General features: G+C 71.3%; 14 protein-coding genes. 7 read left to right on the top strand and 7 right to left on the bottom strand.

Annotation, left to right across the window (positions count from 1 at the left end):
* Nucleotides 1-237: 237 nt before the first annotated feature.
* Both J8403_RS24165 and J8403_RS24160 read right to left on the bottom strand, forming a co-directional pair.
* Nucleotides 238-540, bottom strand: coding sequence for a DUF3263 domain-containing protein (locus J8403_RS24165; RefSeq protein WP_246585959.1), 303 nt, complete (start codon nt 538-540; stop codon nt 238-240).
* The gene (locus tag J8403_RS24160; RefSeq protein WP_211124985.1) at nt 537-1820 is read right to left on the bottom strand and encodes an extracellular solute-binding protein; all 1284 of its coding nucleotides are present in this window, start codon (nt 1818-1820) and stop codon (nt 537-539) included. The genes J8403_RS24165 and J8403_RS24160 overlap by 4 nt, the downstream gene beginning before the upstream one ends.
* Before the next feature lie 292 nt (nt 1821-2112).
* Between J8403_RS24160 and J8403_RS24155 the strand changes: the two genes are divergently transcribed.
* The 3 genes from J8403_RS24155 (at nt 2113) to J8403_RS24145 (ending at nt 5411) form a co-directional block, all read left to right on the top strand.
* Nucleotides 2113-3045: an ROK family protein gene (locus J8403_RS24155; protein ID WP_211124984.1), complete on the top strand. Its 933-nt coding sequence runs from the start codon at nt 2113-2115 to the stop codon at nt 3043-3045.
* A complete protein-coding gene (nagA, locus tag J8403_RS24150; RefSeq protein ID WP_211124983.1) occupies nt 3045-4229 on the top strand; it encodes an N-acetylglucosamine-6-phosphate deacetylase in 1185 nt (394 codons plus the stop codon). The genes J8403_RS24155 and nagA overlap by 1 nt, the downstream gene beginning before the upstream one ends.
* Nucleotides 4230-4448: 219 nt before the next feature.
* Nucleotides 4449-5411: a 1-phosphofructokinase family hexose kinase gene (locus J8403_RS24145; RefSeq protein ID WP_211124982.1), complete on the top strand. Its 963-nt coding sequence runs from the start codon at nt 4449-4451 to the stop codon at nt 5409-5411.
* A gap of 113 nt (nt 5412-5524) precedes the next feature.
* Here the strand turns inward: J8403_RS24145 and J8403_RS24140 are convergent, their stop codons facing one another.
* Complete coding sequence (locus J8403_RS24140) at nt 5525-6511, bottom strand: carbohydrate-binding protein (RefSeq protein ID WP_211124981.1); 987 nt, start codon at nt 6509-6511, stop codon at nt 5525-5527.
* Nucleotides 6512-6762: 251 nt separating this feature from the next.
* Entirely contained in the window at nt 6763-8451 is a 1689-nt protein-coding gene (cdgB, locus tag J8403_RS24135) for a diguanylate cyclase CdgB (RefSeq protein ID WP_211124980.1), read from the bottom strand.
* Nucleotides 8452-8855: 404 nt separating this feature from the next.
* Between cdgB and J8403_RS24130 the strand changes: the two genes are divergently transcribed.
* Nucleotides 8856-9356 carry a flavin reductase family protein gene (locus J8403_RS24130; protein ID WP_425519826.1) on the top strand — a complete coding sequence of 167 codons (501 nt, stop codon included), beginning with the start codon at nt 8856-8858 and terminating at the stop codon, nt 9354-9356.
* 71 nt (nt 9357-9427) lie between these two features.
* Here the strand turns inward: J8403_RS24130 and arfB are convergent, their stop codons facing one another.
* A complete protein-coding gene (gene arfB / locus J8403_RS24125) occupies nt 9428-9856 on the bottom strand; it encodes an alternative ribosome rescue aminoacyl-tRNA hydrolase ArfB (protein ID WP_137966288.1) in 429 nt (142 codons plus the stop codon).
* Between the two features lie 182 nt (nt 9857-10038).
* Between arfB and J8403_RS24120 the strand changes: the two genes are divergently transcribed.
* Nucleotides 10039-10614 carry a TerD family protein gene (locus J8403_RS24120; protein ID WP_059142734.1) on the top strand — a complete coding sequence of 192 codons (576 nt, stop codon included), beginning with the start codon at nt 10039-10041 and terminating at the stop codon, nt 10612-10614.
* Between the two features lie 116 nt (nt 10615-10730).
* On the opposite strand, the gene J8403_RS24115 is transcribed toward J8403_RS24120, so the two are convergent.
* Both J8403_RS24115 and J8403_RS24110 read right to left on the bottom strand, forming a co-directional pair.
* Nucleotides 10731-11327: a Uma2 family endonuclease gene (locus J8403_RS24115; protein WP_211124978.1), complete on the bottom strand. Its 597-nt coding sequence runs from the start codon at nt 11325-11327 to the stop codon at nt 10731-10733.
* 88 nt (nt 11328-11415) lie between these two features.
* Nucleotides 11416-11997, bottom strand: a complete 582-nt coding sequence (locus J8403_RS24110; RefSeq protein WP_211124977.1) for a TetR/AcrR family transcriptional regulator — start codon at nt 11995-11997, stop codon at nt 11416-11418.
* Between the two features lie 100 nt (nt 11998-12097).
* On the opposite strand from J8403_RS24110, the gene J8403_RS24105 reads away from it, so the two are divergent.
* Together J8403_RS24105 and J8403_RS24100 are read left to right on the top strand one after the other, a co-directional pair.
* The gene (locus tag J8403_RS24105) at nt 12098-13108 is read left to right on the top strand and encodes an NAD(P)-dependent alcohol dehydrogenase (RefSeq protein ID WP_211124976.1); all 1011 of its coding nucleotides are present in this window, start codon (nt 12098-12100) and stop codon (nt 13106-13108) included.
* A gap of 701 nt (nt 13109-13809) precedes the next feature.
* A complete protein-coding gene (locus J8403_RS24100; RefSeq protein WP_211124975.1) occupies nt 13810-15429 on the top strand; it encodes a M4 family metallopeptidase in 1620 nt (539 codons plus the stop codon).
* The last annotated feature ends 98 nt before the right edge of the window (nt 15430-15527 follow it).

Genomic DNA, 15527 nt, shown 5'->3' with positions numbered 1-15527 from the left:
CGTCCCCCCGGTGAACGGCCCGGACGGCCCACCGCTGAACGGCTCGGGCGTCCCACCGGTGAACGGCTCGGACATCCCACCGGTGAACCGCCCGGGCGTCCCCCGGCGGACGGCCCGGGAGGGTACCCGTCAACGGCCCGGGGAGGTCCCGGCGAACGGTCCGGGGAGGTCCCGCCCGGGCATGGCCCCGGCGAACCGCCCGGGAGAGTCCCGGTGAACCGCCCGGGGAGGTCCGCCTCAGCGGCGTTCGCGGCGCTCGTCCCTGACCCGCCGCAGCCGGTTGACGGTCACCGGGTCGTGCTCCAGGGCCCTGGGGTCGTCCAACAGCGCGTTCAGCAGCTGATAGTAGCGGGTCGGGGAGATGCCCAGCCGCTCCCGTATCGCCCGCTCCTTGGCGCCGGGGCCCGGCCAGCCGCGGCGCTCCACGGCGAGCACGGCCTGGTCGCGGTCGGACAGCCCGGCCTCCGGGCCCTCATCCCGCTCCTGGCCGGCGGGGTCTTCGGAAGGGTCGGGGCCGGGGCCGGGCGTGTCCACTGTCATGCCCCCGCATTCTCCATGGCGTCGGCCTCGCGCTGGATCTGGCCCAGCACGCTCGTCGGGTCGCCGCCCTTGGTCACCGTCGAGCCGATCTTCTGCTTGATCAGCTTGCTGACCTCCGCCCAGGAGGTCTTGTCGGCCGGGTAGAACTCGGCACTCTCCAGTTCGTCGAGGAACCGCCACAGCCGCTTGTACTCGCGGTCGCCGAGCATCGTCTGCTCGACGGCGGTGGTCACCGGCAGCAGGTCGTACTCGGTGACGAAGTCCAGCACGTTCTTCTCGGTGTAGACGAAGTCGAGGAACTTCCCGATCTGCGTGCGGTGGCCGTTCTGCTTGAAGGCCATCAGCCAGTCGGCGACGCCCATCGTCGACGGGGACTTGCCCCTGCGGCCGGGGAGCGGCGCGGTGCCGTAGCTGATGCCGTGGCCGGACGCCTGCTGCATCAGGGTCGGGTGGCCGTTGAGCATGCCGACCTCGCCGCGGGTGAAGGCGTCGAAGGCGTCCTGCCGGTTGGTGCGGGCCGGGGAGCCGGGGCCGGTGAGGTCCGCGCCGACCAGCTCGTCCCGCAGCCATTCGAAGGTCTCGATGTTCTCGGTGGAGTCGATGGTGTAGCTGCCGTTGGCGTCGGTGTAGCCGCCACCGCCGCTGAGCATCCACATCATGGTCTCGGCCTGGCACTCCTCGGGGCCGAGCGGCAGCGCGTACGGGATCTTCACCCCGCCGGCCTTGAGCCGGGCGGCCGCCTCCTTGAGCTCGTCCCAGCTGGTGGGGGCGGAGGATATGCCGGCCTGGTCGAAGAGCTTCTTGTTGTAGAAGAGCAGCCGGGCGCTGGCCACGAACGGCACCCCGTACTGCACCCGCCGCACCTCGCCCGCATGGGCGATCGAGGTGATGAAACCGGCCTGGGTGGGGATGGCGAGCATCTCGTCGGCGCGGTAGAGCTTGCCCTGCGCGGCGTAGTCGGCGTACGCGCCGATCTGCGCGATGTCCGGGGCCTGACCGCTCTTGACCATGTCGGCGACGCGCCGGTCCACTTCGGTCCAGCTGTAGACCTTGACGTCGACCTTGGTCCCGCTGTTCTTGGCCTCGAAGGCCCGGGCCAGCTTGTTCCAGTACTTCTGGGAGCTGTTGGCGGTGCTGTCGCCGTAGTCGGCCGCGACCACCTTCAGCGTGGTGTCACCGTCCGAGCCGGAGCTGTCGCTGCCACAGGCCGTGAGCCCCGGTGCCGTCGTCACCGCCGCGACACCCGCCGTTGTCAGACCCAAGAACCGTCGCCGCTGCACCGCTGTTTTCCCACCCTATGGCTTGTTTCATCCTCCAGGGTCCTCCCCCGAGGTCGAGCGAGTCTGCCTTGCAAACCTCCACAAGGTCTACACCATGGGCATATCGCTTCGATATCGGCGGTTCACTTTCCCAGGTGAGCGGGTTGTTACACGCCAAAGTGCGATGTGTCACCCACTCACAAGCGGAGGAGTAGGTTCATACCAACTCCCTTACCGGCAACGGCGTGATCTCCTGACGAGAAGCGGCGAGTGGACTAGACCTCTCATGGTGGATCGCGCGAGACTGTTCCATGTGAAACACGTCATCGCCCTGGATGTGGGCGGCACCGGTATGAAGGCCGCCCTGATCGGGGCGGACACCACACTCCTCCACGAGGCCCGGAGGCCCACCGAGCGGGAGCGCGGACCCGAGGCGGTCGTCGCCGCGATCCTCGACTTCGCCGCCGAGCTGCGCGAGATCGGCGAGCGGCGGTTCGGCGGGCCCCCGGTGGCCGCGGGCGTCGGCGTGCCCGGGGTCCTGGACGAGGACCGCGGGGTGGCCGTCTTCGCCGCCAACCTCGGCTGGAGCGACATCCCGCTGCGCGCGCTGCTCACCGAGCGGCTGGGCGGGATCCCGGTCGCGCTCGGCCACGACGTCCGGATGGGCGGGCTGGCCGAGGGGCGGATGGGAGCGGGCGAGGGCGCGCGGCGCTTCCTGTTCGTCTCCGTCGGCACCGGCATCGCGGGCGCCATCGGCATCGACGGGCGGATCGACCCCGGAGCGCACGGCTCCTCCGGCGAGATCGGCCATATCGTCGTCCGGCCCGGCGGCCCCGCCTGCGGCTGCGGCCAGTCCGGCTGCCTGGAGACGCTCGCCTCGGCGGCGGCGGTCGGCCGCGCCTGGGCCGCTGCGAGCGGCGATCCGGCGGCCGACGCCGCCGACTGCGCCAAGGCCGTCCGGTCCGGCGAACCGCGGGCCGCGGCCGTATGGGGGGAGATGGTGAGCGCGCTCGCCGACGGCCTGGTGACCGGCCTCACCCTGCTGGACCCCGGTGTGCTGATCGTCGGCGGTGGGCTGGCCGAGGCCGGGGAGACCCTGTTCGCGCCGCTGCGCACCGCGGTCGAGGAGCGGCTCACCTTCCAGCAGCTTCCCCGTATCGTCCCGGCGGCCCTCGGGGACACCGCCGGCTGCCTGGGCGCGGGACTGCTCGCCTGGGATCGACTCTCCACGGAGGTAACCGCCTGATGGTCCAGCGAACGGTTCTCACAGGCGCCCGGGTGGTCCTGCCGGGAGGCGTGGTCGACAACGGGCGGGTGACGGTCGAGGGCACGCGCATCACCGCGGCCGGACCGCCGGCCGACCCCGCGGCCGGCCGGGGCGGGGAGGCGGTGGAGGCGCTCGACCTGCCGGGCCGCTGGATCGTCCCCGGCTTCGTGGACCTGCATGTGCACGGCGGCGGCGGCGCCTCGTTCTCGGCGGGCACCCCCGAGGAGTCGCTGACCGCCATCCGTACGCACCGGCAGCACGGCACCACCACGATGCTCGCCTCCACCGTCACCGGCGACCTGGACGACCTCGCCCGGCAGGCCGCCGCCCTCTCGGAGCTGGTGGAGCAGGGCGAGTTGGCGGGCATCCACTTCGAGGGGCCGTTCATCTCCCCCCACCGCTGCGGCGCCCACCAGCCATCGCTGCTGCGCGCGCCCGATCCGGCGGATGTGCGCAAGCTGGTGGACGCGGCGCGCGGCACCGCGCGGATGATGACCCTCGCGCCCGAACTGCCGGGCGGGCTGGAGTCCGTACGGCTGCTGGCCGACAGCGGCGTCCTCGCGGCCGTCGGCCACACCGACTCGACGTACGAGGCGACGCGGGAGGCCGTGGAGGCGGGCGCGACCGTGGCGACCCACCTGTTCAACGCGATGCCGTCGCTGCTGCACCGCGCCCCCGGCCCGATCGCCGCGCTGCTGGAGGACGAACGGGTCACCATCGAGCTGATCAACGACGGCACCCATCTGCACCCCGCCATGCTGGAGCTGGCGTTCCACCGGGCGGGCGCGGACCGGGTCGCCTTCATCACCGACGCGATGGGCGCGGCGGGCATGAACGACGGGCGCTATCCGCTCGGCCCCATGGAGGTCGAGGTCAAGGACGGCGTCGCGCGGATCAGCGACGGACCGACGGCCGGCTCCATCGCGGGCTCCACCCTCACCCTGGACCGGGCCTTCCGGCGGGCCGTCACGATCGACGGGCTCGGCGTGGAGCAGACCGTGCGGGCGCTGTCCGCGACCCCGGCCCGGCTGCTGGGCATCGCCGACCGGGTGGGCTCGCTCGAGGTGGGCAAGGACGCGGATCTCGTCGTGCTCGACGACGACTTCCGGCTGCGGGGCGTGATGCACCGGGGCGGTTGGGTGGTCCATCCCGAACTGGGCTGAAGTGCCCTGATTCCGGGGGGCGATGACGGTGTCCAGAACGACACGGAGGTCTGGGCCGAAGCCACTCGTTTTGGCATGATCGCTCGGGCACGGGCTCAGGTACGGGCACGCGCTCGGGCACGGCTACGGACTCGGGCACGCGTACGCACGGCTCGGCACACAGTCGCGTTCAGCACAGGAATCTCCGTCCGGCGGGGGGACGGGAGAGGGGATGCCAGGGTGATCCTCACGGTCACGCTCAACACCGCCCTCGACGTCACCTACCGGGTGCCGGAACTGCGTCCGCACGCCACCCACCGCGTCACCGAGGTCACCGAACGGCCCGGCGGCAAGGGCCTCAACGTGGCCCGGGTGCTGGCCGCCCTGGGCCACGACACCGTCGTCACCGGCCTCGTCGGCGGGGTCACCGGCGGGGTGCTGCGGCAACTGCTCGGCGGAATCGCCGTACCCGGCACCGGCCCCGGGGCACCGCACGGAACGATCACCGACGCACTGGTCCCCATCGCCGGCACCACCCGGCGCACCATCGGCGTCGTGGACGCCACCACGGGCGACACCACCCAGCTCAACGAGCCCGGCCCGATCGTCACCACCCCCGAGTGGTCCACCTTCATGGACGCTTACGGCCGGCTGCTGCGCGAGGCGTCGGCGGTCGCGCTGTGCGGCAGCCTGCCACCCGGGGTCCCGGTCGGGACGTACGCCCAGCTCATCCGGGAGGCGCATGCGGCGGGCGTGCCCACCCTGCTGGACACCAGCGGCGAACCGCTGCGCCGGGGCATCGCCGCCCGCCCCCATCTCGTCAAGCCCAATATCGATGAGCTCGCCGGGCTCACCGGCTCCACCGACCCGCTGCGCGCCGCGCGCGACGCCCGGCGGCGCGGGGCCCGAGCGGTGGCCGCCTCGCTCGGCCCGCACGGCATGCTCGCGGTCACCGCCCACGGCGCCTGGCGCGCCGCCCCGCCGCGCCGGCTGGCGGGCAATCCGACCGGGGCCGGGGACGCGGCGGTCGCCGGGCTGCTGTCCGGGCTGGTCGAGGAGGCACCCTGGCCGGACCGGCTCGCCCGCGCGGTGGCCCTGTCGGCGGCGGCCGTACGGGCCCCGGTGGCGGGCGAGTTCGACCGGGCGGTCTACGACGAGGTGCTGGCGGGCGTCGAGGTGACGGAGCACCCGGCGGCGGCATGAGGCCGCCGCGGGCACCTCCGCACGTTCAGGAGCCCCGCACCCTCGCGGGACCCCGGCGGCCTCTCCGGGACCCCGGCCCTCGGCGGTCGCCCCCGCCTGGCCCTCGGTCTTGCCTAGCCCTTGGCCTTGGCCAGCCACATCTGGTCGATGTTGGCGTTGCACTTGTCGCCGCTCTCACACGACACGGTGATCGTGTTGGTGCCCTTGCTGAGCTGGACGATCGACCAGGTCTCCGTCCAGCCCTTCTCGAAGTCACCCTTCGGCGCGCCCGCGAAGTTCTTCATGTTGAGCGGCCGCGCCTCCTTCTTGCCGTTGATCGTCAGCGACATGCTCTGATCCTCGCCGGGCACGCCGTACGTGACGTACAGCCGGTACGACTTCGCCTTGGCCACGTCCACGCTCCAGGTCGCGGACGCGCCCGGGGCGTTGACGCCGACGTAGGAGCCGCCGTCGGCCTTGGCGCCCTGGATGGCGCTCGCGGGGGCCGCGCCGCCGGTCAGCCGCATCTTGGCGGCGTCCTCGGTGGGCAGGTTCTCGTCCGGGGCCTTGGAGGGTCCGGAGGACTCGCCGGGCTCGACGCTGGAGCCCGCCGTGGGCTGGTTCGTCGGATCGGCCTGGTCGTCCTTCTTGTCGTCACCGTTGGTGATCATGGCGACGCCGATGCCCACGAGGACCACCGCGACCACCGCGATCGCACCGATCAGCAGCCCCCTGTTGTTGGGGCCGCGGCCGCCTCCCCCATGGCCGCCGCGCGGGGCGTCCGCACCGGGCTGGCGGGGTGCCCCGCCGGGCAGGGTCTCGGGGGCGGCGTAGTGGGCGTTCTGCCGGCCGTAGCCGCCCTGCTGGCCGTACCCCTGCGGCTGCTGGTTGGGGATCTGCTGGCCGTAGTTGCGCTCGCCCACCGCACGGACCTGGTTGTAGGAGGTGCGCGGGACCCCTGGCTGGGCCGGACCCGGGTAGCCGTAGCCACCGGTGCGGGGGGCGGCACCCGGCTGACCCGACTGACCGCCCTGGTCCCCCTGGTCGCCTTCCGAGCGGTACAGGTAGGCGAACGGGTCGTCGTTCTCCGGTGTGCCCGAGCCGTTGTTGCCGGCCGTCATCCCTCGTCACTCCCCTATGCATATGGCCATCGGCGCAGGATCAGAACGCGCCACGACAGCTCATATCAGGGTCGAGAGGGCCTCAACAGGGCGTGTGCTGTCCGGATGGCCAATATTCACGATCGGTTCACTGTCGGCGGCAGGGCCGCATCGGCGCAGCCTACCGCGACCGACCGCTCCCACACCTCATTCGGCCGGTCGGTGCACCCCTCCTACCCCCCGACATATCTCACAACCATCCACCGGCACCGCTACCCGGCCCGGCGGCGCTCCTTGGAGCGGGACCGCTTCTCGATGTACATCCGCTGGTCAGCGGAGTGCAGCACCTCTTCGGCCGACATTCCGCAGCCCGCCCAGCCGATGCCGAAGCTGGCGCCCACCCTCACGGCCCGGCCGTCGACCCGGATCGGCGGGGTGATCGCGTTGCGCAGCCGCACCGCCAGGTCCTGGGCGTCGGCCCGGCCGAGGCCGTCGGCGAGGACGACGAACTCGTCACCGCCGAGGCGGGCGACCGTGTCCCCCTCGCGCACCCCGTTGGTCAGCCGGCGGGCGACCTCGATCAGCACGGCGTCGCCCGCATGGTGCCCGAAGCGGTCGTTGATGGACTTGAAGCCGTCGAGGTCGCAGAAGAGCACCGCGAGCCCCTTGTGGCCGTCGTCGGCGTTGGAGTCCTCATTCGGCGGGATGGTGTGCACATGGCCGTCGAACGGGACGCTCTCGGCGGGGGGCGGGGTGCCGAAGCACTCGAAGTCGTCGAAGCCGTGCAGATGCCCCGCCGCGTCCACATAGACCCCGCCGGCGCCCGCGCCGTCGGGCGAGACGGCCTCCTCGTCATAGCCCCCGCCCGGCCGGGGAGGGGTGGCGCACAGCCGGGCGGCGAGCCGGGCGCGCAGCTCGGCGCTGTTGGGCAGCCCGGTCAGGGAGTCATGGCTGGCGCGGTGGGCGAGCTGCAGCTCATGGCGCTTGCGCTCCTCGATGTCCTCGACATGGGTGAGCAGGAAGCGCGGGCCGTCGGCGGCGTCGGCCACCACCGAGTTGCGCAGCGAGACCCAGACGTACGAACCGTCGCGGCGGGCCAGGCGCAGCTCGGCGCGGCCGCCCTCGGCGGAGGTGCGCAGCAGGGTGCCGATGTCCTCGGGGTGGACGAGGTCGGAGAAGGAGAAGCGGCGCATCGCGGAGGCGGGGCGGCCCAGCAGCCGGCACAGGGCGTCGTTGGTGCGCAGCAGCCGGCCGTGCTGATCGCCGCCCATCTCGGCGATGGCCATACCGCTGGGCGCGTACTCGAACGCCTGCCGGAAGGACTCCTCGCTGGCGCGCAGCGCCTGCTGCTCGCGCTCCAGGCGCAGCAGGGCGCGCTGCATATTGCCGCGCAGCCGGGCGTTGCCGATCGCGACGGCGGCGTGGAAGGCGTACATCTGAAGCGCCTCGCGGCCCCAGGCGCCGGGGCGGCGGCCGTTGCGCGGTTTGTCGACGGAGATGACGCCGATGAGCTCGCCGCCGGAGGCGCCCGCCGCGTAGAGCGGGGCGAACAGGCGGTCCATGGGGTGCCATTCGTCGGGAAAGCGGGGCGCGGGGCCGGGGGTGTGCCACTGCGGGACATCGTCGTCGTCGAGGACCCAGCCCTCGCTGTACGGGATGAAGCGCAGATCGCCCCAGCGGTCCCCCATGGACAGCCGGCGCTCCCAGGAGCAGCGGGAGCCGACCCGCCCGGCCATCAGCGCCTCGGCCCCGGCGCTGCCGCCGACGGCGGCGACGACAAGGTCTCCGTCGGGGCGGACGAGGTTGACGGCCGACAGCTCGAACCCGAGTCCCTTGATGACGCCGTCGGCGACGGCCTGAAGCGTGTCGGCGAGGCTGCGGGCGGTGTTCAGATCGGCGACTACCTGGTGCAGCTGCCGCAGTGTCGCAAGGCGGATGTACGGCTCCGACTCGGTCTCCATCGATCGCACTCCCCCGAGACCTCGACAGCAAACTCCTGGCGTCTTGTCGTCCGATTGCCACGGCCACTGAATCACAGCGAGCTGTTCACTCGGTACACAGGGTCAACAATTACTGCCTGCTGTGACTCATGTCACAGAACGTATTCACTTCTTTAACAAAGGGGGTGGGAGCGCTCCTAGTTTTTGTGAACGCAAATTCCGGAACGCAGATACCTGGCCATGCAAGGCGGCCGCCCGAATAGCCCGGGCGCCTTCCGCCCGGCGCCCGGCCTACGGCCGATGACCTAAGCCCGCCGTGGTCCCCGGGCCCGATGCGGGGAGGGGGCGGGGGCGGTTAGCGTCGAAGGGTGTTCCCGACGACTCCTTCCAGTCCAGCCGAGCCCGCCGTCCCCCATGCTGGTGGGGTGAGTGAGGACGAGTTCCGTGCCGCGCTGTCACGGCTCACCGCGGGCGTGGTGCTGGTGACCGCACATGATCCGGAGGAGGGGCCGCGCGGCGAGGACGTCGGCATGACGGCCACCGCGTTCATGTCAGTGTCACTTGACCCGCCGCTGGTGATGGTGAGCGTTCGCAACGGTTCGCGGATGGATGAGCTGCTGGAGCGACAGCCGCATTGGGCGGTATCGGTCCTGTCGGAAGGTCAGCGACACATCGCGGGACGATTCGCCATGAAGGGGCGTATCAGCGACAGGTTGCTGTTCGAGGACATGTCCGTGGTGCGGGGCGAGCACACGGACGCCCCGCTCGCGGTGGGCGCGCTGGCGACGCTGGAGTGCCGCACCGAGCAGCGGGTGACGGCCGGGGACCACACACTGGTGGTGGCACGGGTGCTGGACGCGGCGACACCGGCCGCGGAGGGCGGACCGCTGACGTACTTCAGGGGGCGCTACCGGGCGCTGGGGTGAGGGCGGCGGGGGCGGCAGGGACGGCGGCCGAAGAGTCCGGTCGGCCCAGGCCCGGTGCCGCGTCCTACGTCCTACGTCCAGCCCCGCCCCGTACGCCCCCGCTTGACGTCACTGCGCTGCTTCTTCTCCCGCAGCCGCCGCTCGTTGAGGCCCCGGGGGATCCGGGTGGGGCGGCGCGGCTTGGGCGGTGGCGCGGTCGCCTCCGCGAGCAGCGATGCGAGCCTTACGGCGGCCGTCTCGCGGTTGCGCCACTGCGAACGGTGCTCGGAGGCCCGTACGCTCACCACCCCGTCCACCAGCCGGCCGGCCAGCCGCTCCAGCGCGCGCTCCTTCCATACCGGCGGCAGCGCCTCGGTGCGGGCGAGGTCGAAGCGCAGCTCGACCCGGCTGTCGCTGGTGTTGACGTGCTGTCCTCCGGGCCCGGAGGACCGCGAAAAACGCCACACCAGCTCGGCCTCCGGCAAGGAGACAGAACCTCGGATGACATAGGGCGCGGGCATGTGTCCATGGTCGCCTGCCGACCCCGGCGGCGTCATCCGGTTATCTCGTCACACCGCCGCATCAGGGTTTGGCAAAGAAAGTAAAGGGAGCTGGAACCTGTCGGGCCGTTCGTGGCGTTGTGGAGGGTGACGACGGCTTCGCCCGTCGCCTCGAATCATCGAGACCACGAAAGGGACTCCCCATGGCTGTAAGCCTGTCCAAGGGCGGCAACGTCTCGCTCACCAAGGAGGCACCGGGCCTGACCGCCGTCACGGTCGGCCTCGGCTGGGACGTCCGCACCACCACGGGCACCGACTTCGACCTCGACGCGAGTGCCATCGCCGTGAACGCGAACGGCAAGGTCTACTCCGACCAGCACTTCGTGTTCTTCAACAACAAGTCCACGCCGGACCAGACCATCGTCCACACCGGTGACAACGTCACCGGCCAGGGCGAGGGCGACGACGAGCAGATCAACGTCAACCTGGCCGGTCTGCCGGCCGACGTGGAGAAGATCGTCTTCCCGGTCTCGATCTACGACGCCGAGTCCCGCAGCCAGAACTTCGGCCAGGTGCGGAACGCGTTCATCCGCATCGTCAACCAGGCCGGCGGCACCGAGATCGCCCGCTACGACCTGAGCGAGGACGCCGCGACCGAGACCGCCATGGTCTTCGGCGAGTTGTACCGCAACGGCGCGGAGTGGAAGTTCCGTGCCGTGGGCCAGGGCTACGCCGCCGGTCTGGTGGGCATCGCCCAGGACTTCGGCGTCAACGTCTGAGGTTTCACCGGCGCGACAACACTGAGGGCCGCCCCATACCAGGGGCGGCCCTCGCCATATCGGCGCCCATAAGGCACCTATGGAGACGCTTCTGAGGCGCTCAAAGGAGAACGGGGTCAGAACTCGCTGGTGTCCAGGTCGAACCCGAGCGGTTCCGGCAGCGACAGCGGCTGGGAGATGTCGACCTCGACCTTGCGGGTGTACCTCTTCCCGGCGGGCAGGGAGTGCAGCACGGCCTGCTTCCGCTCCCGGTCGATCAGCAGGTAGAACGGAATGCCCGCCGCCGCGTAGCCCCGCAGCTTGGGCCCCCGGTCGTTATCGGCGGTCGCATGCGAGGTGACCTCTCCGACGAGCATCACCGCGCCGGGGTCGTGATACTCCAAGGAGTCGTCAAAGCTCCCCTTGGGCGCGATGACGATATCCGGGACCACCTTGCCGGTGGCCGAAGCTCCAGGAACGAGGAGCCCAAGCCCGGTACGTGTCCGCAATTCCTTGTTCGTACGACGGCTGGTCACCTGGTCCGCGACCTCGGACACAATCTCTTCGTGCTCACCGTTAGCGGGAGGCACCACGTGGATTTCTCCTTCGATCAGTTCCACGCGCCATCCCTCGGGGGCTGCCGCGCTCAACGCCACGAAGGCTTCCTCGACCGATGAAGCGGTGCTCTCGCCACTGTCCGCGCGCGCCTCGCGCTCGGGGGCCGTCAGTACCACGGTGGACCTCCTTCGTACGGAGCGATGCTTCCAGCGTAGGCGAGCGGTCCCGGGCGGTCCGGCCCGTAGTCACCCTTTCGGAGGACGATCAGCCCCGCGTGCCGAAGGCGCCCGAGACCGCCCGGGAGAGGGCCTGCTTGCGGCGGTCGTGGGCCGCGGGCGGGTCGTCCGGGGCGGCTGTGGCGGAGAGGCCGGAGGCGGACCAGGTCAGGGCCATGGCGAGCACCAGCGCGAGGACGTCCTGAGGGTCCATCGAGTCGGTGACCCGGCCCTCGCGCTGGGCATCGGCGATCGCCTGGAGTTTGGTGGCGACGGTGGCCGATGACTCGGTCACCAGGTTGTCGGTGGCCACTCCTTCGAGCCTCGCCCAGGTGGCCAGGCGGATCAGCTCCGGCCGTTCCATGGCGGTGTCGTAGAGCCGCACGGCGTACTGGGGGAGGTCGTCGGCCGTGAACGGCACGGAGTCGACGACGACATCGGCGTGGAGGCGGAAGACGGCGCGGAAGAGGCCGAGCTTGTCCCCGAAGTAGGCGTAGAGCTGCGCCTTGTTGATGCCCGCGGCGGCGGCGATGCGGTCGACCCGGGCGCCCGCGATGCCATGGGCGGCGAAGTCGGCGGTGGCCGCGTCGAGCAGGCGGCGGCGGGTGGCATCGCTTTTCCGGGGAGACACGGGGCTCAGATTACCAACTGGTTAGTTGCGCTACGCGGGCACGGCCGCGTAGCGTACCGAAAACCAACCAACTAGTTAGTTAGAAACGAGGTGGGGACGCATGACCGTGCGCGCCTACGCGGTGGAGCGGGCCGGTGGCCCTGTTCAGCGGCTCGAGTACGAGCCGGAGCCCCTGGGGCCCCTGGAGGTCGACGTCGCCGTGACGCACTGCGGCGTCTGCCAGACCGACGTCGGCATGGTCGACGACGCACACGGCTACTCCCGGTTCCCGCTGGTCGCGGGCCATGAGGCGGTCGGCGTGATCGAGGCCGTGGGCAGCGCCGTCGACGGCGGGCAGCTTGCCGTCGGCCGGCGGGTGGGCGTCGGCGCGGTGGCGGGGGCGTGCTTCGCCTGCGAGTGGTGCCTCAGCGGTCGGCAGTATCTGTGCGCGGACAAGGACGACACGGTGCTGCGCGGCCACCGCGGCGGGTTCGCCACCCGGGTGCGGGCGAGCGACTGGCGCTATGCCCAGCCGATCCCCGACTCCCTCGCCTCCGAGCACGCGGCGCCGCTCCTGTGTGCCGGGATCACCGTGTTCTCGGCGATCACGCGGAACGGCGTCCGGCCCACCGACCGGGTCGCCGTGGTGGGGGTGGGCGGCCTGGGCCACCTCGCGATCCAGTTCCTCACCAAATGGGGCTGCCATGTGACCGCCATCTCCTCGACGGCGGCGAAGGCGGAGGACAGCCGCCGGTTCGGCGCCCATGAGTTCGTCGCCGCGGAGGAGGGGCTCGAGCGGGTCTCGGGCTCGTTCGACTTCATCCTCTCGACCGTCTCGGCCGATCTGCCGTGGGACGCGTATCTCGCGGCGCTGCGCCCGCAGGGGACGCTGTGCGTGGTCGGCGTTCCCCACGGGCCGTTCACCTTCCACCCGCTGAGCCTGCTGCTGGGCGAGAAGCGCCTGGTCGGCGGCCTCGTGGGGTCACCGGCGGAGAACCGGCAGATGCTGGACTTCGCGGCGCGGCACGGCATTCGCCCGGCCGTCGAGACCTTCCCGGTGGCGGGCATCGACGAGGCGCTCGACCATGTCCGCCGCGGACGCGCCCGCTACCGCGCCGTGTTGGAGTTCTGAGCCGGGGCCGCACGCCTCCCGGACGCCGGGCCGCGCACCTCCCCGAAGCGGGGTCGCGCCCGTCCCCGCCGCCGCTAGGGCCTGTCGTGTTGGCGGAGGCCACCGTCGAGTGGCGGGACGGTGCGGGTAGGGGCCGCCGGCGACGCCGGCCCGGGTGCCCGCCGCGCCGGGGCCGCTGCTCGCCGCCGGCAGGAGGCAGCTCGCCCCGAACGGGCCCACCAGGACGGCGGAATCCCGCCGCGGAAGGCGCGGCTGCGCGCCGTTCGGCACACAGATCGTCTTCTCGTCGCGTACGCGGCGACGCCGCCCTCCGGGGCCACCGAGCGGCCCGCCGGGCTCGCCACCTGGGCGATCGGCCGGTACCCGCCCCCGGAGCGGCCGGGGGCGCCGATCCAACAGGGGCATGACGTAGCGCCATAAGTCGGCATCAAACAACTGTTGTTGTCTCATGCCTCGCTGACCGAATTCGCCCCCACTTGAACAACGTCGAGTCAAATTCTTGTTACGCGCCTACCCGAATCGATCGTTCGATGACAATCTCTGGTCGGCCCGCTGCGCGTCCTCTGACTCCGCGGTAGGGCCCTCTCGCACCGCAATGTGCACCACTCGCACCACTCCTGCTCGACCGGACGGCCCACCCATAGCCGTCCGTACCCCCTACACAGGGCCGCGACCCGGCGGCCCCAAGGCAAGGAGACCGAGTGAGACCCATCGCTTCCTCCCCCCGTAAGAAGACCGTCCGCGTGGCGGCGCTCGTCGCCTCCGCCGCCATGGTCGTCATCGGTGTGCAGTCCGGCCAGGCCAGCGCCCAGCCGGAGCGCTCCCGCGAGGCGGGCGCCACGGCGCTTCCGCTGACCGCCGGTGAGCGCGCCACCGCGATCAAGGCGGCCCAGGCCGACGCCTCCGCGCAGGCCGAGTCCCTCGGACTCGGGGCCAAGGAGAAGCTCCTCGTCCGCGACGTCATCAAGGACGCGGACGGAACCGTTCACACCCGCTACGAGCGCACCTACGCGGGGCTGCCGGTCCTCGGTGGCGACCTGGTCGTCCACGAGAAGGCCGGCGGCGCGCGCTCCGTCAACAAGGCCACCGGCGCGCGGATAGCCGTCAAGACCACCGACGCCGCCGTGGCCCCGCAGGCCGCCTCCGGCACCGCCCTGAAGGCCGCGCCGAAGGCGACCACCGGCGAGAAGGCCAAGTCGCCGCGGAAGGTGGTCTGGGCGGCCACCGGCAAGCCCGTCCTGGCCTGGGAGACCGTCGTCACCGGGACGCAGGCCGACGGCACCCCGAGCGAGCTGCACGTCGTCACCGATGCCACCACGGGCGCGAAGCTGTCCCAGTGGGAGGGTGTCGAGACCGGCACCGGCACCAGCAAGTACAGCGGCACGGTGCCCCTGGGCACCACCAAGAGCGGCTCCACCTACAGCCTCACGGACTCCGCCCGGGGCAACCACAAGACCTATGACCTGAACCAGGGCAGCTCGGGAACCGGCACCCTGTTCACCGACGCGGACGACGTATGGGGCGGCGGGCGCCAGACCGCCGGCGTCGACGCGCACTACGGCGCGGCCGAGACCTGGGACTTCTACAAGGAGTTCCTGGGCCGCAACGGCATCAAGAACAACGGCGTGGGCTCGTACTCCCGCGTCCACTACGGCAACAACTACGTGAACGCCTTCTGGCAGGACTCCTGCTTCTGCATGACCTACGGCGACGGCTCGGGCAACGCCAACGCGCTGACCTCGATGGACGTGGCCGGCCATGAGATGAGCCACGGCGTGACGGCGGCCACCGCCAACCTCAACTACGCCGGTGAGCCCGGCGGTCTCAACGAGGCCACCTCCGACATCATGGCCACCGCGGTGGAGTTCTACGCCGGCAACTCCGCGGACGTCGGTGACTACCTCATCGGCGAGAAGATCAACATCAATGGGAACGGCACCCCGCTGCGCTACCAGGACAAGCCCAGCAAGGACGGGGCGTCCAAGGACTACTGGTCCTCGACGCTCGGCAACATCGACGTCCACTACTCCTCCGGTCCCGCCAACCACTTCTTCTACCTGCTGTCCGAGGGCAGCGGCGCGAAGGTCATCAACGGCGTGAGCTACAACAGCCCGACCTACGACGGCTCGACCGTCACCGGGATCGGCCGGGACAAGGCCATCAAGATCTGGTACCGGGCCCTGACCACGTACTGGACCTCGACGACCAAGTACGCGGGCGCCCGCACCGGCACCCTCAGTGCCGCGTCCGACCTCTACGGGGCCAACTCCACCGAGTACAAGGCGGTCGCCGCCGCCTGGACCGCGATCAACGTGAAGTAAGCGGTCCGCCCAAGCGGTGACGGGCCGCACCGGGGAACACCGGTGCGGCCCGTTCCGGGCGTGCCCCGTCATCCCTGTCGTAGCCGCTGGTCGGCACT

Origin of the sequence: Streptomyces yatensis (genome assembly GCF_018069625.1) — a bacterium.
Classification (GTDB): Bacteria; Actinomycetota; Actinomycetes; order Streptomycetales; family Streptomycetaceae; genus Streptomyces; species Streptomyces yatensis.
This window is presented reverse-complemented; position numbering and strand designations above follow the sequence as displayed.